General features: G+C 71.8%; 13 protein-coding genes. All 13 read right to left on the reverse strand.

Going from position 1 to position 18,030, the window contains the following annotated elements; translation table 11 throughout:
- Positions 1-77: 77 nt before the first annotated feature.
- On the reverse strand, positions 78-1,271 hold the full coding sequence (locus ACIQJT_RS06710; protein ID WP_402640470.1) for a hypothetical protein: 1,194 nt from the start codon (positions 1,269-1,271) through the stop codon (positions 78-80).
- A 107-nt stretch (positions 1,272-1,378) separates the two neighbouring features.
- The gene (locus tag ACIQJT_RS06715; protein WP_365450375.1) at positions 1,379-2,929 is read right to left on the reverse strand and encodes an alkaline phosphatase D family protein; all 1,551 of its coding nucleotides are present in this window, start codon (positions 2,927-2,929) and stop codon (positions 1,379-1,381) included.
- 202 nt (positions 2,930-3,131) lie between these two features.
- The gene (locus ACIQJT_RS06720; RefSeq protein ID WP_402640473.1) at positions 3,132-4,646 is read right to left on the reverse strand and encodes an FG-GAP and VCBS repeat-containing protein; all 1,515 of its coding nucleotides are present in this window, start codon (positions 4,644-4,646) and stop codon (positions 3,132-3,134) included.
- A 92-nt stretch (positions 4,647-4,738) separates the two neighbouring features.
- Positions 4,739-6,175 (reverse strand): GTPase ObgE, encoded by a 1,437-nt coding sequence (gene obgE, locus ACIQJT_RS06725; RefSeq protein ID WP_365450370.1) that lies wholly within the window; start codon positions 6,173-6,175, stop codon positions 4,739-4,741.
- 117 nt (positions 6,176-6,292) lie between these two features.
- On the reverse strand, positions 6,293-6,547 hold the full coding sequence (rpmA, locus tag ACIQJT_RS06730; RefSeq protein ID WP_019063244.1) for a 50S ribosomal protein L27: 255 nt from the start codon (positions 6,545-6,547) through the stop codon (positions 6,293-6,295).
- Positions 6,548-6,561: 14 nt separating this feature from the next.
- A complete protein-coding gene (gene rplU / locus ACIQJT_RS06735) occupies positions 6,562-6,882 on the reverse strand; it encodes a 50S ribosomal protein L21 (RefSeq protein ID WP_007381993.1) in 321 nt (106 codons plus the stop codon).
- A 207-nt stretch (positions 6,883-7,089) separates the two neighbouring features.
- Positions 7,090-7,683: a dTDP-4-dehydrorhamnose 3,5-epimerase gene (gene rfbC / locus ACIQJT_RS06740; protein ID WP_053847273.1), complete on the reverse strand. Its 594-nt coding sequence runs from the start codon at positions 7,681-7,683 to the stop codon at positions 7,090-7,092.
- A 10-nt stretch (positions 7,684-7,693) separates the two neighbouring features.
- The gene (locus ACIQJT_RS06745) at positions 7,694-9,694 is read right to left on the reverse strand and encodes a glycosyltransferase family 2 protein (RefSeq protein WP_402640477.1); all 2,001 of its coding nucleotides are present in this window, start codon (positions 9,692-9,694) and stop codon (positions 7,694-7,696) included.
- Positions 9,691-10,593 (reverse strand): dTDP-4-dehydrorhamnose reductase, encoded by a 903-nt coding sequence (rfbD, locus tag ACIQJT_RS06750; RefSeq protein WP_402640480.1) that lies wholly within the window; start codon positions 10,591-10,593, stop codon positions 9,691-9,693. The genes ACIQJT_RS06745 and rfbD overlap by 4 nt, the downstream gene beginning before the upstream one ends.
- Positions 10,590-11,576, reverse strand: coding sequence for a dTDP-glucose 4,6-dehydratase (rfbB, locus tag ACIQJT_RS06755; RefSeq protein ID WP_365450364.1), 987 nt, complete (start codon positions 11,574-11,576; stop codon positions 10,590-10,592). The genes rfbD and rfbB overlap by 4 nt, the downstream gene beginning before the upstream one ends.
- Positions 11,573-12,640 carry a glucose-1-phosphate thymidylyltransferase gene (locus ACIQJT_RS06760; protein ID WP_365450361.1) on the reverse strand — a complete coding sequence of 356 codons (1,068 nt, stop codon included), beginning with the start codon at positions 12,638-12,640 and terminating at the stop codon, positions 11,573-11,575. Before ACIQJT_RS06760 ends, rfbB begins: the two co-directional genes overlap by 4 nt.
- Positions 12,641-12,869: 229 nt before the next feature.
- Complete coding sequence (locus ACIQJT_RS06765; protein WP_402640483.1) at positions 12,870-16,973, reverse strand: Rne/Rng family ribonuclease; 4,104 nt, start codon at positions 16,971-16,973, stop codon at positions 12,870-12,872.
- A 263-nt stretch (positions 16,974-17,236) separates the two neighbouring features.
- Positions 17,237-18,001, reverse strand: a complete 765-nt coding sequence (locus tag ACIQJT_RS06770) for a TIGR03936 family radical SAM-associated protein (RefSeq protein ID WP_365450357.1) — start codon at positions 17,999-18,001, stop codon at positions 17,237-17,239.
- Between the last annotated feature and the right edge of the window lie 29 nt (positions 18,002-18,030).

Consider the following 18,030-nt stretch of genomic DNA (forward strand, 5'->3'; position numbering starts at 1 on the left):
TGACCGCCGTTCGCCGCATATGTACGCGCTACCTGTCATTCATCTTGCACTGCCGGTAACGGCGGGGGTCCGGGAGTTCAGCGTCGGCGCAGCTTCTTCAGACACCGGTGACCGAGCACCCGCATCAGTTCCCTCGACGACGTCTGGTGCACCGTGCGCGCCTTGGCCGGCGAGGTGTGCCGCACCGGCGCCTCGGCCGCCGCGGCCAGCGCCCCGTACAGCGCCCGCGCCGCCACCTCGGGAGAGATCCGCGGGGCGGGCACGCCGTCCGGGACGGGCGCCTTCGGTACGGCGGACAGGAGACGCAGGTCACCGATGATCCGCACACCCGCGGCGCCGATGTTCCGGGTCATCTCGGCGGTGATCCCGGCCGCGGCTTCGAGGGCCCACTCCGGGGTGAGGATCTTCACGTCGTCGGGTGACGGGCTGCACGCGTTCTTCATATGCATGACGGCGCCGTTGCGGACGAGCCTGGAATACAACTCGTCCGGCAGTCCATTGCCGCGGAATTCCTTGTTAAGGTTTCGCAGCATTTCGGTCTCGGCGAGAGTAAGAGAACGATTCGCGGTGTCGGGAACGGGCTGGAGGAGATTCCCGGGCAGTCCGAGGAGCTGTTCGAAAGTGCGCAGCAGACCGCCGCGGTCGCGGTCGTCGACCACGACGACGGTGATCCGCTCCGGACCGACCGCCCGTGCCCAGCGCTCGACGAGCCGGTCGTGCCGGTGGCGGCGCCAGAAGCTGGGGTTGGGCTGCTCGTACGGCGCCTTCCGCAGCATGTGGGTGAGCCAGTCCTCGTAGCCCATGCGCAGGCCGTTCTGCACGTACTGCTGCCACTGCGAGGGCATGATCCTCGACAGCGGCCGCAGGGTGACCACGACGTGCACGAGCTCCCCGCCGAGCTGCTCGACGATCCGTGCGACCGTCTCGTCGTCCTCGGCGTCGGCGAAGAACTCGCTGCTGACCACCGCGGTCCTGGCGCCGGCGGCCCGGACCTGTTCCAGCAGGCGTGTCCAGTGCTTCCCGGTGGGCGCGGTGTCCCCCATCATCGCGGGCCTCGCGCACGCGGCCAGGACGGCTTCCATCGGGTGTCTGGTGTGCGCCGGGAAGACGACGCCGTGCTCGGGCAGCAGGTCCTTCGCCGCGAACAGAGCGCCCTGGACGGCGGTCGTGCCGGTCTTGTGGGGGCCGATGTGCAGCAGGCGCGTGCCGGCGGGCAGCGGTGCGGTCACGCCGTTCACCGGAAGGTCGTCTCTCGTACAGTCCGTCTCCATGGTCAGAGGACGGTAAGAGAGGTGCCTGAGTGTGGCCTGAGAGGAGCGTGGGACTGCGATGAGGACCGTGCCCCTCTCAGCCACCCGCCCCTCTCAGGCCGCCCGTCTCACGCGGGCCGGACCCCCGGCTTGCCCGCGTCCACCCGCAACTGCGCCAGCGTGGTGGTCGTCGCCTGCGGCCTGACCACCGTGTCGACGGCCCTGACCTGCGCGTCGATGCCGTGCCGGTCGATGTCGAAGAGGTGGTAGCCGCGGTGGGCGTCGATGTACTTCCAGTGCGGGTTGTCGGCCCTCAGCGGGTCCCACTGGGCGTGGAAGGCGGCCTGGTCCTGGTCGCCGTTGCTGGAGATGGAGGTGCCGACGAACTCGGCGCCGACGACCCGGGAGGACGGGTCGGCGTAGTCCTCCTTGAGGTCGCTGATCATCGTGAGGTGGCGGTCGCCGGAGAGCACGACGGGGTTGCGCACCCGCTTGAACTCCTCCAGCAGGGCGTTGCGTTCGACCTGGTAGCCGTCCCAGGCGTCGTAGTACCAGAGCTTGCCCTCGCCGGGCAGGATGTCGGTCTCGGCCATCATGATCTGCGAGGCGATGAGGTTCCAGCGGGCCGGTGAGCCGTGCAGCCCGTCGAGCAGCCACTGCTTCTGCTCGGCGCCGAGCATGGTGAGCGAGGGGTCCTGGGCGGCGGCCTGGCTGGTGACCTGGTCGCTGCGGAACTGCCGGGTGTCGAGCACGTTCAGCCGGACCAGCCGGCCGAAGTCCAGCCGCCGGTGCATCCGGATGTGCGGGCCGTTCGGGACCGCGGTGGCGCGCACCGGCATGTGCTCGTAGTACGCCTGGAAGGCCGCCGTGATCCGGGCCACGAACGCGTCGTGCGGCTGCTTGTCGGGGTCCTGCGGGATCTCGCCGGCCCAGTCGTTGTCGACCTCGTGGTCGTCGAAGGTGACCACCCAGGGCGCGCTGGCGTGGATCTCGGCGAGGTCCGGGTCGGTGCGGTACTGGGCGTACCGGTTGCGGTACTGGGTGAGGGTGTACGGCTCCCCCGTGCCCTCGTGCCGGCGCGGACCGGCCGACGACGGCGCCGACTCGTAGATGTAGTCGCCGACGAACAGCACGACGTCGGGGTCCTGGTCCAGCATGTCGGCGTACGGCGTGAAGTAGCCGTGCTGCCAGTTCTGGCAGGAGGCGAGCGCGACCCGGAGGCTGCCGCCGGAGCTGTGCCGGGCGGGGGCGGTGCGGGTGCGGCCGGTGCGCGAGAGCTGGCCGTCGGCGCGGAAGCGGTACCAGTACGCACGGCCCGCGCGCAGGCCCCGTACGTCGACGTGGACGCTGTGTCCGTACGCGGGCTGGGCCTGGGCGGTGCCGCGCCGGACCACCTTTCTGAAGCGCTCGTCCTCGGCGAGCTCCCATTCGACCGGCACCACCCTGTCGGGCATGCCTCCGCCGTTCAGCGGATCGGGGGCGAGCCGGGTCCAGAGCACGATGCCGTCCGGCAGCGGGTCGCCGGAGGCCACGCCGAGACCGAACACCCCGTCGGGCAGCGGGGTCTCCGCCGCCCGGGCGGTGCCGGGCAGCCAGAGCTGGGCGGAGGCGGCGGCGCCGAGCACGGCGGCACCGGCGGTCAGAAAGCGGCGTCGGCCGGGTGATGCTGCTCCGTACATGGGCGAACTCCCTTGCGTCGCTGACCTCTTGGGCACCCTGGAAGCTCACGCTTCGGGGTGATCCGTGCGTTGAACCAGAGTGTTCGCGTGCATGACAAATAGGTAGACAACAGAAGAGCCGTTGCGACTCGGGTATCACATGATGAACGTGATCCCGGCGCAACGGCCTTCAGGACACCGCCGACTGACGATCTTTTGGGTTCTAGTTGGCGAAGTACGAGCCCAGACGGGCGTTCGCCGCGGTGGTGCCGAGCAGGGTGTGGCCGAAGGTGAGCGTGCCGTCCGGCCCCAGGACGGTGGCCGGAATCGGCAGGCCACCGGGCGAGACGACGTACTCCCCCCTGGAGCGGAAGGACCACACGGACCCGGCGCCGGAGTTCTCACCGGGCGCGCCGACCGCGACGTCGGCGAGGCCGTCGCCGTTCGCGTCACCCACATGGACGGCCTTGCCGAAGACGTCGCCCTTCTCGGTGGCGCCGGGCACCCCCGGAGTGTCCTGCGTGACCACCTCGTGGGAGCCCACCCCGGTCAGCCCGTCGGCCCGGCCGCTCAGCACCACCACCGCGCCGGCGTCCTTGACGGAGTTCGGTGCGGTCATCGGGCCCAGGTCCTCGCCGGGCACACCGGTGACCACGTCGAGGTAACCGTCCCCGTCGACGTCGGCGAGCTGGACGTCGGTGCCGAAGCCGTCGCCCTTCTCCGCGGTGCCGGGCACGCTGGGGCTGTCCTGGTTGACGAACTGGGCCGACGCTCCGTCAGGAGCGCCCGAAGTGCCGGGTATCCAGGTGACCCGACCGCCCTTGGCGAGGTAGGTGTCCGTGTCGCTGTCGTAGCCCTCGACGGTCCGGCCCACCACGATGTCGGCGTAGCCGTCCCGGTTCACGTCCCCGACCGCGAGGTTCTCGCCGCCCTGGAGTTGGGCGCCGTCGATGTCCCAGACCAGGGTCCAGGGCATGAGGCCGTCCTTGGTGCCCCACCAGTACGCGATGCGCCGGGAGTCGAAGGTGTCGGTGCCGGTCTGGGCGGCCACGACGTCGGTGATCCCGTCGCCGTTGAGGTCGCCCACGTCGAGGTCGAGGACCCGGCTGTCGTACCTGTCCTTCACCACCTGGCGCTCGCCGGTGGCCGAGCCGGAGCGGGTGAAGGGGCCGCCGGTGGCCACCAGGTCGTGCTGGTCCACCACGGTCAGCAGATCGGTCGCGCCGTCCCCGTCGACGTCGCCGACCGCGAGCCGGCCCTGGGCGCCGAGGCCGTCGCGGGCCGCGCCGGAGGCGAGGGAGGCGGCCCCGGACAGGCCGCGGGCGCCGCCCCAGACGACCTGCACCAGACCGGCACCGCCGTTCTCACCGCCCACTCCCACGATCAGGTCGGTGTACCCGTCCCGGTCCAGGTCGGCGGCGGTGAGCGCGCTGCCGAACCGGTCGCCGGCCTCGGAACCGCCCGGGACGCCCGCCGTGTTCTGGCTGAACACGCGTTTGGTGGAAGCCTTCAGGCCGCTCGCCGAGCCGTACAGCACACCGACGAACCCGGCCTTCCCCCGGCCGGCCACGGTCCCGTCGGGCGCCGCCACCGCGAGGTCGGCGTACCCGTCCCCGTTGAAGTCGTCCCGCACCTGGTGCGGCGCCGCCGTCGCGGTGGTGGCGGGAACGGCGACGGCCCCGCCGAGCGCCAGGGTGACCGCGAGCGCCGTGCGCCACCCTCTTCGTTGTACGCGCATGCCGCATCCCTTCCTGTGCCGGTCGTACGGATTGCCCGGTACGACTCACAGGAAGGGCGGTTGGTTGTCTCGCGGCCGGTCCGCGCCTCGGATCAGAACGGCTCGAAGTCGTCGAACTCCTGGGCCGCCTCGTCCCGTTCGGCCTGCTTGTCGCGGCGGCGCTGGGCGGCGGGGCGGGGTGCCTCGAAGCGGTGGTCCTCACCGCGCCGGCCGAGCATCTCGGCGCCGGCCATCACGGTCGGCTCCCAGTCGAAGACGACCGCGTTGTCCTCGGGGCCGATGGCGACGCCGTCGCCCGAACGGGCGCCCGCCTTCATCAACTCCTCTTCCACACCGAGGCGGTTGAGGCGGTCGGCGAGGTAGCCGACGGCCTCGTCGTTGCTGAAGTCGGTCTGCCGCACCCAGCGCTCCGGCTTCTCGCCACGCACCCGGAACAGCCCGTCCTCCTCGCGGACCACGGTGAAGCCGGTGTCGTCCACGGCCTTGGGCCGGATGACGATGCGGGTCGCCTCCTCCTTGGGCCTCGCGGCCCGCGCCCGGCCGACCAGGTCGGCGAGCGCGAAGGACAGCTCCCTCAGCCCCGTGTGGGCGACCGCGGACACCTCGAAGACGCGGTAGCCGCGCGCCTCCAGATCCGGGCGCACCATCTCGGCGAGGTCCTTGCCGTCCGGTACGTCGATCTTGTTCAGGACGACGACGCGGGGACGGTTGTCGAGGCCGCCGTACTCCCTGAGCTCCGCCTCGATGATGTCGAGGTCGGAGACCGGGTCGCGGTCGGACTCCAGCGTGGCGGTGTCCAGGACGTGCACGAGGACACTGCACCGCTCGACGTGCCGCAGGAACTCCAGGCCCAGCCCCTTGCCCTGGCTGGCGCCGGGGATCAGGCCCGGCACGTCGGCGATGGTGTACACGGTGTCGCCGGCGGTGACCACGCCCAGGTTCGGGACCAGGGTGGTGAAGGGGTAGTCGGCGATCTTCGGCTTGGCCGCGCTCAGCACCGAGATCAGCGAGGACTTGCCCGCGCTCGGGTAGCCGACCAGCGCCACGTCGGCCACTGTCTTGAGCTCCAGGACGATGTCCTGGAGGTCTCCGGGCACGCCGAGCAGCGCGAACCCGGGGGCCTTGCGGCGGGCGGAGGCCAGGGCCGCGTTGCCGAGGCCGCCGCGGCCGCCCTGGGCGGCGACGTAGGAGGTGCCGTGGCCGACCAGGTCGGCGAGGACGTTGCCCGCCTTGTCGAGGACGACGGTGCCGTCCGGGACCGGCAGGACCAGGTCCTGGCCGTCCTTGCCGGAGCGGTTGCCGCCCTCGCCGGGCTTGCCGTTGGTGGCCTTGCGGTGCGGGGAGTGGTGGTACTCGAGCAGCGTGGTCACGGACTGGTCGACGGTCAGGATGACGTCGCCGCCCCGCCCGCCGTTTCCGCCGTCGGGACCGCCGAGCGGCTTGAACTTCTCCCGGTGGACGGAGGCACAGCCGTGACCTCCGTTACCCGCGGCGACATGCAGTTCGACGCGGTCCACGAAGGTGGTCATGGTTCGGTGCCTCCAAAAACGTCATGGGTACTACTGGCCTAACACGCGAAAGGCGGACCCGCCTTCCCACCAGGGAAGTGAGGTCCGCCTCGCGAAAAGTTCGGTCGGAGCCTGGGCTCAGGCGACCGGAACGATGTTCACGACCTTGCGGCCACGGTGGGTACCGAACTCCACCGCACCGGCGTTCAGCGCGAACAGCGTGTCGTCGCCGCCACGGCCGACGCCCGAACCCGGGTGGAAGTGGGTGCCGCGCTGGCGGACCAGGATCTCGCCCGCGTTGACGACCTGACCACCGAAGCGCTTCACGCCGAGGCGCTGAGCGTTGGAGTCACGACCGTTACGGGTGGACGATGCGCCCTTCTTGTGTGCCATCTCTCCTCAGTCCCTTACTTCGCAGCCGCGGGGATCTCAGTGACCTTGATCGCCGTGTACTGCTGGCGGTGGCCCTGACGACGGCGGTAGCCGGTCTTGTTCTTGTAGCGAAGGATGTCGATCTTGACGCCCTTGTGGTGGTCCACGACCTCGGCCTGGACCTTGATGCCGGCCAGGACCCACGGGTCGCTGGTCACAGCGTCGCCGTCGACAACGAGCAGGGTCGAGAGCTCGACCGTGTCGCCAACCTTGGCAGTGGAAATCTTGTCAACCTCAACGATGTCGCCGACAGCAACCTTGTGCTGGCGACCACCGCTGCGCACGATGGCGTACACGCGGATCTCACTCTCTCGCTCGGGAACGGCACCCCCGCAGTCCAGCCGCCCGGCAGAGCGAACGGCCTCTCCCGGCCAGAACTGAAGACCCGAGAGGAAGAGGTTTACGGGGATGTGGCGTGTCACCAGTGGACACGCCGACGGTCTAGGTTACGGGGCCACGGCCGAACGGGTCAAACCGGGCCCCGTCGCGTTCAAACCCACGCGTCAGGAGCCGAGGCTCTCCCGGTAGGCCACGCAGGCCTCGTAGGAGGGCAGCAGCCCCTGCTCGCGGGCCTCGGCCAGGGTGGGCGCCTGCTCGTCCTTGGCGGACAGCAGCGGGGCGACCCCCTCGGGCCACTCGATGCCGATCTCCGGGTCGAGCGGGTGGATGCCGTGCTCGCGCTCGGGCGCGTAGCCCTCCGAGCAGAGGTAGACCACGGTGGCGTCGTCGGTGAGCGCCATGAACCCGTGGCCGAGCCCCTCGGAGAGGTACACGGCGTGGTGGTCCTGGTCGTCCAGGCGGACGATCTCCCACTGGCCGAAGGTGGGCGAGCCCACCCGGATGTCCACGATCACGTCGAGGACCGCGCCGCGCACGCACTTGACGTACTTGGCCTGTCCGGGCGGCACGTCGGCGAAGTGGATGCCGCGCAGGGTGCCCCGGCTGGAGACCGACATGTTGGCCTGGGCCAGGCTCAGCGGGTGGCCCGCCGCCTCCGCGAAGACCGGGGCCTTGAACCACTCGTGGAAGCTGCCCCGGCCGTCGGGGAAGACCTTCGGCTCGAACACCCAGGCACCGGAGATGGAAAGGGGTCGCATCGCGGGGTTCTCAGCCCTTCTTCTGGTTGGTCAGGGCGCGCTTGATGCGCCCGGCGGCCCGGCGCCACAGCGGGCGCGGCGCGGCGGCCTTCTTCTTGGGGGCGCTCGGAGCCGCCTTCTTGGTGGCGGACGGCGTGTGCCGGTCGATCACCTTGGCGGCCCCGGAGGCGTCCACCACGACGTCGACGGGCAGCCGCGTCCACTTGCGCTCGCCGCGGGCCGCGGACGGCACGCCCACCCGGACCGCCCAGCGCATCCCGGTGAGCTTCTCCAGCGGCAGCGTGGCGGTGGCGACACGGCCGTCCAGGACGGCGTCGGCCGGGTACTTGCCGACGTTCTTGCGCTCGAAGCGCAGCTGGACGGAGTCCCCGCCGGTCGCGGCGATGTGCAGCGGCAGGGACAGCCGTACGGTGTCGCCCTCGACCGCGGCCTCGGCGGGCGGCATGAACGCGACCGCCTCGCCCTCCAGCTTGTTGGTGTGCTGGTCCACGTCGAGCGAGAGGTTGCCGGGGCCGTCGGTCCAGTACGGCAGGACGAGCCGCTTGGGGTCGCCGGTGAGGGCGGCCAGGCGGCCGGCCTCGACGTCCTCGCCGCGCACCGCGCCGAGCCGGGTCTCCTTGCTCCAGCCGCAGGACTTGATCCTCAGGTGCAGGTCCCAGATGCCCTTGTCGAGCGGGGCGCCGGAGGCCGCGGTCTCGGGGTCGAGCTCGGCGCGGGCGGAGATCCGCTGCCGCAGGACACCGTCGCCGGCCTCGATCTCGTGCGGCTCGCTCTTGACGGGCAGGTAGAACTGCCGGGCGTCCTCGCGGTGCCGGACCACCAGGTCCACGTCGCTCTTGGCGAGCGGGGCGTCCAGCTTGATGCCCTGGTCGTCGAGCGCCCCCAGGGCCTCCTCGGACAGCGGCAGGTCGAGCAGGCGGCGCTCGCCGTCGCGGCGGAAGGTCATCGGCTCGTCGCCGTTGTGCAGTTCGGCGTCGAAGCCGACGTGGAGGGTGCCGTCCTGCCACTCCAGCGAGGTGAGCTCGCCGGTGGGTCTGATCCCGGCCTCCCACTCGGCGAGCGTGCGGATGTCCTGGTACCGGTCGGCGAAGACCAGCCCGGCGACGACCTTCTGGGTGAGACCGAGGCGGGCGACGACACCGGGGCCGAAGCGCTCGGTGACCACCTTGTGGATCTCGGTGTACAGCTCCTCGGCGTAGTCCTCGGGGAGCTTGAGCAGCCGCTTGCCGCGCAGCCGCTCGACCATCTCGTTGCGCAGCCAGCGGCTGAACAGCTTGTCGCGCAGCGCGCCCGGCTCGGTCAGCGACTCGACGACGTCGAGGGCCTCGCGCAGGTTGCCGAAGTAACCGACCGGGTCGAAGCGCTGGAAGCCGGCGTTGGAGCCGTCGTCACGGGTGATGTGGTAGTAGCACAGGTAGTCGCTGAGCACGGCGACGCTCTTGGCGCGCAGGTAGGCCTCGGCGACGAAGACGTGGTCCTCCAGGCGCCGGCGGCCCTCCTTGAAGCGCATGCCGTGCTCGTTGAGGAACTCCCGCCGGAACATCTTGTGCGGGGTGAGGCTGTCGATCAGCGGCGCGTTCTCCACGGTGGCGCGCGGCCGGTTGACCCGGAAGAGCTCCTGCGGCACCGGGCGTCCGATGCCGGCCATCTTGCCCACGACCACGTCGGCGTCGTTGGCCTTGCCGTAGTCGTACATCCGCTCCAGGGCCTCGTCGCCCAGCCAGTCGTCGTGGTCGACGAACATGACGTACTCGCCCCGGGCGGCCTCGATGCCGGTGTTGCGGGGCTTGCCCGACCAGCCGGAGGACTCCTGGTGGATGACGTGGAAGTGCGGGTGCTCGGCGGCGAGCTGGTCCAGGCGGGCCGGGGTCTCGTCGGTGGAGCCGTCGTCGACGAAGAAGACCTCGAACTCGTCCGGGGTCAGGCTCTGCCGGAGCAGGCCCGTGATGCAGTCCTCGACGTACTTGCCGGGGTTGTAGACCGCGATGACGACGCTGACCTTGACCGTCACGCCGTGTTCTCCTTCAGATGGACCCGGTGGATCTCCGGGAAGGCCTCGGTGAGAGCCGTGCGCCAGTCGCGCAGCGGCTCGATGCCGGCCTCGGCGAACCGGCCGTGACCGAGGACGCTGTAGGCGGGACGGGGAGCGGGGCGTACGAACGCGTCGCTGGTGGTGGGGCGGACCCGGTCCGGGTCGGCGCCGAGCAGCCGGAAGATCTCCTGGGTGAAGCCGTGCCAGGTGGTCTCGCCCGAGCTGGTGCCGTGGTAGACGCCGGCCGGGGCGGTGCCGGCCAGGGCGCCGAGGCCCAACTCGACCAGCAGGCCCGCGAGATCGGCGCTCCAGGTGGGCTGGCCGCGCTGGTCGTCGACGACGTCGAGGGTGTCCTTGACGCCCTCCAGCTTGATCATCGTCTTGACGAAGTTGGGGCCGCCGGTGCCGTAGAGCCAGGCGGTGCGCACGACGTACCCGCGCTCCGGGAGCCCCTTCAGCACGGCCTGCTCCCCGGCCAGCTTGGTGCGGCCGTAGGCGCTGCGGGGCGCGGTGGGCGCGTCCTCGGCGTACGGCTCCGCGGCGTCCCCGGCGAAGACGTAGTCGGTGGAGACGTGCAGCAGGACGGCGCCGGTGCGGGCGCAGGCCTCGGCGAGGTGGCGCGGCCCGTCGCCGTTGATGGCGAGCGCCTCGTCCTCACGGGTCTCGGCGTCGTCGACGGCGGTCCAGGCGGCGCAGTTGACGACCACGGCGGGCCGGTGCTCCTCGACAGCCGCGCGCACGGCGTCGGCGTCGGTGAGGTCCAGCGCCTTGCGGTCGAGCGCGACGTACCGCTCACCCGACCGGTCCAGCCGGGCCAGGACGTCCTGGCCCAGCATGCCGCCCGCGCCCGTGACCAGCCAGGTGCGGTTGTCGGTCACAGCGCGGCCCGCTCCTTCAGCGGCTCCCACCAGGCGCGGTTGTCGCGGTACCACTGCACGGTCTCCGCGAGGCCCTGCTCGAAGCTCTTGCGGGGCTCGTAGCCGAGCTCCTCGCGGATCTTGGTGCAGTCGACGGAGTAGCGGCGGTCGTGGCCCTTGCGGTCCTCGACGTACTCGACGCTGGTCTCCCAGTCGGCGCCGCACGCCTTCAGCAGCAGCTCGGTGAGCTCCTTGTTGGAGAGCTCGGTGCCGCCGCCGATGTTGTAGACCTCGCCCGGGCGGCCCTTGGTGCGCACGAGCTCGATGCCCTGGACGTGGTCGTCGATGTGCAGCCAGTCGCGGACGTTGCCGCCGTCGCCGTACAGCGGGACCTTCTTGCCGTCGAGGAGGTTGGTCACGAAGAGCGGGATGACCTTCTCGGGGAAGTGGTGGTGCCCGTAGTTGTTGGAGCAGCGGGTCACGCGCACGTCCAGGCCGTGGGTGCGGTGGTACGACAGCGCGATCAGGTCGCTGGACGCCTTCGCCGAGGAGTACGGCGAGTTGGGCTCCAGCGGGTGCGTCTCGGGCCAGGAGCCCTCGTCGATCGAGCCGTAGACCTCGTCGGTGGAGATGTGCACGAAGGTCTTGATGCCCGCGCGGTGGGCCGCGTCGATGAGGGTGTGGGTGCCGACCACGTTGGTGCGCACGAACTCGGCGCCGCCGTCGATGGAACGGTCGACGTGCGACTCGGCGGCGAAGTGCACCACCTGGTCGTGCTCGGCCATCAGCTTGCCGACCAGCTCGGGGTCGCAGATGTCGCCCTGCACGAAGGCGAAGCCCGGGTGCTCGCGCACCTCGTCGAGGTTGGCCGGGTTGCCCGCGTACGTCAGCTTGTCCAGGACGGTGACCGAGACGTCACCGGGGCCCTGGGGGCCGAGCACGGTACGGACGTAGTGCGAGCCGATGAAGCCGGCACCGCCGGTCACCAGAATCCGAGTGGTCATGAAGAGATCTGCACCTTGCTGTGATCACCGAGCACGAGCCGGTGTGCCTTGGGGTTACGGGGCGCGGGCGTGACCTCCACGTCACGTCCGATGAGCGAGGCCTCCACGCGGCGCACGCCGGTCACGGACGAGCCGCGCAGCACGATGGAGTACTCGATTTCGCTGTCCTCGATCCGGCAGTCCTCGGAGACGGACGTGAACGGACCGATGTAGGCGTCGTTGACCACCGTGCCGGCACCGATGATGGCAGGACCGACGATCCGGCTGCCACTGACGCTGGCACCCGCCTCGATGCGGACCCGGCCGATGATCTCGCTGGACTCGTCGACCGTGCCCTCGTTCACCGGCTCGACGGTCTCCAGGACCGAGCGGTTGACCTCCAGCATGTCGGTGACGTTGCCGGTGTCCTTCCAGTACCCGGAGATGGTCGTGGAGCGGACGTCGCGCTGCTGGTCGATCAGCCACTGGATGGCGTGGGTGATCTCCAGCTCGCCGCGCCAGGACGGCTCGATGGAGCGCACGGCCTCGTGGATGGCCGGGGTGAAGAGATAGACACCGACGAGGGCGAGGTCGCTCTTGGGCTGCTTCGGCTTCTCCTCCAGGCCCACCACGCGGCCGTCGGCGTCGAGTTCGGCGACACCGAAGGAGGTGGGGTTGGGGACGCGGGTCAGCAGGATCTGCGCGTCGGGCCGTTCGGCGCGGAACTCGTCCACCAGACCGGTGATACCGCCGACGATGAAGTTGTCGCCGAGGTACATGACGAAGTCCTCGTCGCCCAGGAACTCCTGCGCGATGAGAACGGCGTGGGCGAGGCCCAGCGGCGCTTCCTGCGGGATGTAGGTGACCTTGATCCCGAACTGGGAACCGTCACCGACCGCCTCCCGGATCTCGTCCGCGGTGTCGCCGACGACGATGCCGACCTCGCTGATCCCGGCCTCGGCGATCGCCTCCAGGCCGTAGAACAGCACCGGCTTGTTGGCGACCGGCACCAACTGCTTGGCGGAGGTGTGGGTGATCGGGCGGAGGCGGGTGCCCGCTCCCCCGGAGAGCACGAGAGCCTTCACGAAAATCCCTATTTGTCTAAATTAAGCGTCAATCTCGGCTCACATCATAACCCTGAGGACAGGCCGGGGATTCACCGGCCATTCACACGATGGATCACCGGTTGACAACTTTCCGTTCGGACGCAATACCCACAGAATCACGAAATCCGCTCCCGGCGAACCAGGAGCGGATTTCGATCTTCGGACGGCCGAATCCATTCGGTGACCGTCCGTCAGGCCGGGTGGACCGTCAGGAGTCCTCCGCCGGGGTGGAGGCGGAACGCGGCGCCTTCTGCTCGGCCGCCACCGTCTTCTTCGACGCCGCCTTCTTCGCGGTCGTCTTCTTGGCGGTGGTCTTCTTCGCGACCGTCTTCTTCGCGGCGGTCTTCTTGGTCGCCGCCTTCTTCGCCGTGGCCTTCTTGGCCGTCTTGCGGGCCGTCTTCTTGGCCGGAACCGCCTCGTCGGCGGGTTCCTCCGCGTCGGCCGGCGCCTCGGCCGAGGGCACGACCACGACGGCCGCCTCCTCGGGCGCGGTGGGCGCGGTGGCCTTGCGGACGGCACGCCGGCGCGGACGGGCCGGGGCGGCGCTCTCGGGGGCCGCCTCGGGCTCGGGCGACACCACGGGTGCCTCCTCCGCCGGCGCCTCGACCACCGGCGCGGCCTCGGCGACCGTCACCACGGCCGCCTCGGCGCCCGCCGGGGAACCGGCCGGAGCCGACGCCCTGCGGGTGGCCCGGCGACGCGTACGGCCCTTGGGGGCGGCCTCGTCGGCAGCGGGCTCGGCGACAGCGGGCTCGGGCGCGGCCGACGCGGCCTCGACCACCGGGTCCTCCGCCGCGACCGGCTCGGCCTGCGCCTCGGCGGCCGACTCCGGCTGCACCGGACGCTCGACCTCCGCCTCGGCCGGCACGGTCTGGGCGGTCGGGACCTCGACGTCCTCGGACACCGGGCTCTCCTGGTCGGCCGGCGCCTCGGCACCACCCGACCTCCGCGACCCGCCGCGCGGGGCACCGGCCGGGGCGGACGCCCGGCGGCTCGTCCTGCGACGGCCACGCCCGCGCGTGGCCGCGGCCTCCGCCTCGGCGACGCTGCTGTACAGCTCCTCGTCCGGCGCGAACTCGGCCGGGGCCAGCGCGATCGGCTCGGCCACCTCCGCGGCGACCTCCGCCTCGGTCTCGACCTCGATCTCCTCCGGCGCCTCCACGGCGGCCACGGCCTCGTGCGTGTGCTCGTGCCCGTCGCCGCCGCGCCCGCGCTTCTTGCGCTTGCCGCCGCCACCGGCGGAGGTCGGCTGCTCCATGTGCACGATGACACCGCGGCCGTTGCAGTGCACGCAGGTCTCCGAGAAGGACTCCAGCAGGCCCTGTCCGACCCGCTTGCGGGTCATCTGGACCAGGCCCAGCGAGGTGACCTCGGCGACCTGGTGCTTGGTCCGGTCCCGGCCCAGGCACTCCAGCAGACGCCGGAGCACCAGGTCCCGGTTGGACTCCAGGACCATGTCGATGAAGTCGATCACGATGATGCCGCCGAGGTCGCGCAGCCGGAGCTGACGCACGATCTCCTCGGCCGCCTCCAGGTTGTTCCTGGTGACCGTCTCCTCCAGGTTGCCGCCCTGGCCGGTGAACTTGCCGGTGTTGACGTCGACGACGACCATCGCCTCGGTCCGGTCGATCACCAGCGAACCGCCGCTGGGCAGCCAGACCTTGCGGTCCAGCGCCTTGGCGAGCTGCTCGTCGATCCGGTACGTGGCGAAGACGTCGACCTCGGAGGTCCACTTCTGGAGCCGCTCGGCGAGGTCGGGCGCGACGTGCGAGACGTATCCGTGGACGGTCTCCCAGGCTTCCTGACCGCTGACGACGACCTTGGAGAAGTCCTCGTTGAAGATGTCGCGGACGACCCGGACGGTCATGTCCGGCTCGCCGTAGAGCAGCGTCGGGGCGTTGCCGCTCTTCGCCTTCTTCTGGATGTCCTCCCACTGCGCCTGGAGCCGCTCGACGTCGCGGCGCAGCTCGTCCTCGCTGGCGCCCTCGGCGGCGGTGCGCACGATGACGCCCGCGTCCTCGGGGACGATCTTCTTGAGGATGGTCTTCAGCCGCGCCCGCTCGGTGTCGGGCAGCTTGCGGCTGATACCGGTCATGGAGCCCTCGGGCACGTACACGAGGTAGCGGCCCGGCAGGGAGACCTGGCTGGTCAGACGCGCGCCCTTGTGCCCGATCGGGTCCTTGGTGACCTGGACGAGCACCGGCTGGCCGGACTTGAGCGCGGACTCGATGCGGCGCGGCCCGTTGGCCATGCCGAGCGCCTCGAAGTTGACCTCACCGGCGTACAGCACGGCGTTGCGGCCCTTGCCGATGTCGATGAAGGCGGCCTCCATCGACGGCAGGACGTTCTGGACCTTGCCCAGGTAGACGTTGCCGACGTACGAGGTGGCCTGCTCCTTGTTGACGTAGTGCTCGACGAGCACACCGTCCTCGAGGACGCCGATCTGGGTGCGCTCACCGCTCTGCCGGACGACCATCACGCGCTCGACGGCCTCGCGGCGGGCCAGGAACTCGGCCTCGGTGATGATCGGGACGCGGCGGCGGCCCTGCTCGCGGCCCTCGCGGCGGCGCTGCTTCTTGGCCTCCAGACGGGTCGAGCCCTTGATGGACTGCACCTCGTCGGACGGCTCCGCCTTCGGGCGCGGCTCGCGCACCTTGACGACGGTCCGCTCGGGGTCGCCGTCACCGGGCTCGGTGTCGGCGGAGGAGTCTCCGGCCCGGCGCCTGCGGCGACGGCGGCGACGGCTGCTGGAGCTGGAGCCGCCGGACTCGTCCGAACGGGCGTCCTCGTCGTCCTCGTCGTCGTGCTCGGCGTCGTCCTCGTCCTGCGCGGAGTGCGCGGACCGCCCGGCCTCTTCGGCGGGCTCGTCGGAGTCGTCCGGCTCCTCGTCACCGGACGCCTCGGCGGACTCGCCCCGGCGACGGCGGCGGCCACCGCGCCGGCGGCGGCGCCGCGACCCGGTCTCCTCGGCGTCGTCGTCGGCGGAGTCCTCGGCGGCCTCGTCCGTCTCGTCCTCATCGACGGCTTCGACGGCGGTCACGGCGGCGGTCTCCTGCGCCTCGGGCTCGTCACCGGCACCCCGGCGCCGGCGGCGGCGGCGCGACCCGGTCTGCTCCTCGACGGCGGTCTCCTCGACCGGCTCGACGGCCTCGGCCGGCTCGCTCTGCCCGGCCTCCGCCTCCGCGGCGGCCTCGGCGGCGGCCCGCTGCGGGGTCTGGAACTGCGGCTCGGTGAAGACGGGGGCCTGGAACACGGCGACCGCGGGTCGCGCGGGCCGACGCGGCGATCCGTCCTCGTCGTCGGCGCCGGCAGCGGCACCGCGCCGCGCGGGCTCGGAGAACCCGGTGGCGGCCTGACGGACGGACCGGCGACGGGCACGGCGCGGGGCGGCCTCCTCGACGGGGGCCTCGGCGGCGGCTTCCTGCACGGCGGGCGCCTCGGCGGCCACCGGCTCCTCGGTCACCGGCTCGGCCACCTCCGTGGCGGGCGCGGCCTCGGCGGTCTCGCTCTCGGGGGCGCCGACGGGCGCGGAGACGCGACGCGTGGCACGGCGACGCGTGCGTCCGACGGGCGCGGCGGTCTCGGCGGGCGCCTCGGCGGCCACCGGCTCCTCGGTCACCGGCTCGGCCACCTCCGTGGCGGGCGCGGCCTCGGCCGTCTCCGCGGCCTCCGGAGCACCGGCGGGCGCGGCGGCCCTGCGGGTGGCACGGCGACGGGTGCGCGGAGCGGGTGCGGCGGCGGTCTCGGCCGCGGGTGCCTCGGTCTCGGCAGGCGTCCCCGTGGTCACCGGCGCCTCGGTCTCGGCCGGCTCCTCGGGCGCGGGGGTCGCGGCGGGCGCGGTCACCCGGCGGGTCGCGCGCCGACGGGTACGCGCGGCGGGCGGAGCCGCGTCCTCGGTCTCGACGGCGGGCGCGCTGTCCTCGGCCGCGATCTGTGCGGGCGTCTCGGCGGCTGCGACCGGCACCACGGTCTCGGCGGCCTCGGCCGCCGCGGGGGCCCCGGCAGGGGCCGACGCCCGGCGGGTCGCACGGCGACGCGGACGCGCGGCGGGCGCGGCGGCCTCGGCCGGCTCCTCCGCCACGGCGGTCTCGACGGTCTCGACGTTCTCGTCGAGCTTCTCCTCCTCGTCCGTGACGAGGTCCTCGGCCTCCGCGGCCGGTATGGCCGGAGCGACGACCTCCTCGCCGCCCGGGGCGGCGGCGACCGGCGGTCCCGCCGGCCTGGACGCGGCACGGCGCCGACGACGCGGCGGCAGGGTGTCGCTGGGGGTGTTCTGTTCGGAACCCTCGATGGGTTCGGTCGGTTCGAGCATGCGGGCTTGTCTCCCGTCAGGCTCCCGGGCGCCGCGCCTGGTCCGGCGAGGATGCCGGTGACGTCCGCGGCTCGCGCGATGCGCGGTGCCGCCGTCCGGGGCGCGGGCGCCGCACGGGAGCTCTCTGTGTCCTGTCTCGCCGGTTCCGTACGCCCTTGCTGGGTACGGCCTGGCGAAAGTCTTGTGGTCGGTGCGCTGCCCGACCCAGGTGGCTCCCGAGTACGAGGGCTGCGCTACGACGCCCGTCCTTCGCGGGACCTTCCTTACGCCGGCGCCTTCGCGGCGGCAGTCGGTTCGGCCGTTGAGTGGGCCTCGGCTGCCTCGCGGTCGGGCGCGAGCGGGTCGGTCACCGTGCCGGTCTCTTCATCGAGCAGCCCCTGCGCCAGCCTGGTCACCGCAGCGGGGACCGGCGGCGCCAGGTCGGCCACGGCGCGGAGACCGGACAGGACGTCGTCGGGTCGTACGGCAGGCGTCACGTGCCGAACAACCAGCCGCAGTATCGCACAGGGCTGGTCGGTCGGCCTATCAGCGGGTTCACTGTGCGTTTCCAGGTGTACGACCGCGGGGCGGGCGTCGAAGGTCCGCAGGCCGTTCTTGGTGGTGCGCTGGACCTCGACCGCCTCGGCGGCGTTGAACGCGGCGACCGCGCGCTCGGCCTCGGCCGTCTCCACGCCGTCCAGCCTGAGCTCCCACACGGAAGCGGTGAGCCGGTCGGCGAGTCCCGAGGTCCGGGCCTCGACCGCGTCGACGACGTCGAGCCCGGCGGGCAGCGACTCGTCGAGGAGGAGCCGGAGCTTCTCCGGGTCGCGCGCCTGCGTGAGCGCGATCTCCAGGTACTCCGCCTCACTGCCCGTGCCGGTGGGTGCGGCATTGGCGTACGACACCTTCGGATGCGGCGTGAACCCCGCCGAGTACGCCATGGGCACCTCGGCGCGGCGCAGCGCCCGCTCGAAGGCGCGCTGGAAGTCACGGTGGCTGGTGAACCGGAGGCGGCCGCGCTTGGTGTAGCGCAGTCGGATGCGCTGCACCGCCGGTGCGGGCGGCGGGCCTTCGGGCT

It is taken from the genome of Streptomyces sp. NPDC091972, from assembly GCF_044756385.1.
GTDB lineage: Bacteria > Actinomycetota > Actinomycetes > Streptomycetales > Streptomycetaceae > Streptomyces.

Coding starts and splice junctions, on each gene's coding strand:
- obgE (WP_365450370.1), bottom strand. CDS start 6,175: ATGACCACCTTCGTGGACCGCGTCGAACTGCATGTCGCCGCGGGTAAC.
- ACIQJT_RS06715 (WP_365450375.1), bottom strand. CDS start 2,929: ATGTACGGAGCAGCATCACCCGGCCGACGCCGCTTTCTGACCGCCGGT.
- rfbB (WP_365450364.1), bottom strand. CDS start 11,576: ATGACCACTCGGATTCTGGTGACCGGCGGTGCCGGCTTCATCGGCTCG.
- ACIQJT_RS06765 (WP_402640483.1), bottom strand. CDS start 16,973: ATGCTCGAACCGACCGAACCCATCGAGGGTTCCGAACAGAACACCCCC.
- ACIQJT_RS06720 (WP_402640473.1), bottom strand. CDS start 4,646: ATGCGCGTACAACGAAGAGGGTGGCGCACGGCGCTCGCGGTCACCCTG.
- ACIQJT_RS06710 (WP_402640470.1), bottom strand. CDS start 1,271: ATGGAGACGGACTGTACGAGAGACGACCTTCCGGTGAACGGCGTGACC.
- rpmA (WP_019063244.1), bottom strand. CDS start 6,547: ATGGCACACAAGAAGGGCGCATCGTCCACCCGTAACGGTCGTGACTCC.
- rfbC (WP_053847273.1), bottom strand. CDS start 7,683: ATGCGACCCCTTTCCATCTCCGGTGCCTGGGTGTTCGAGCCGAAGGTC.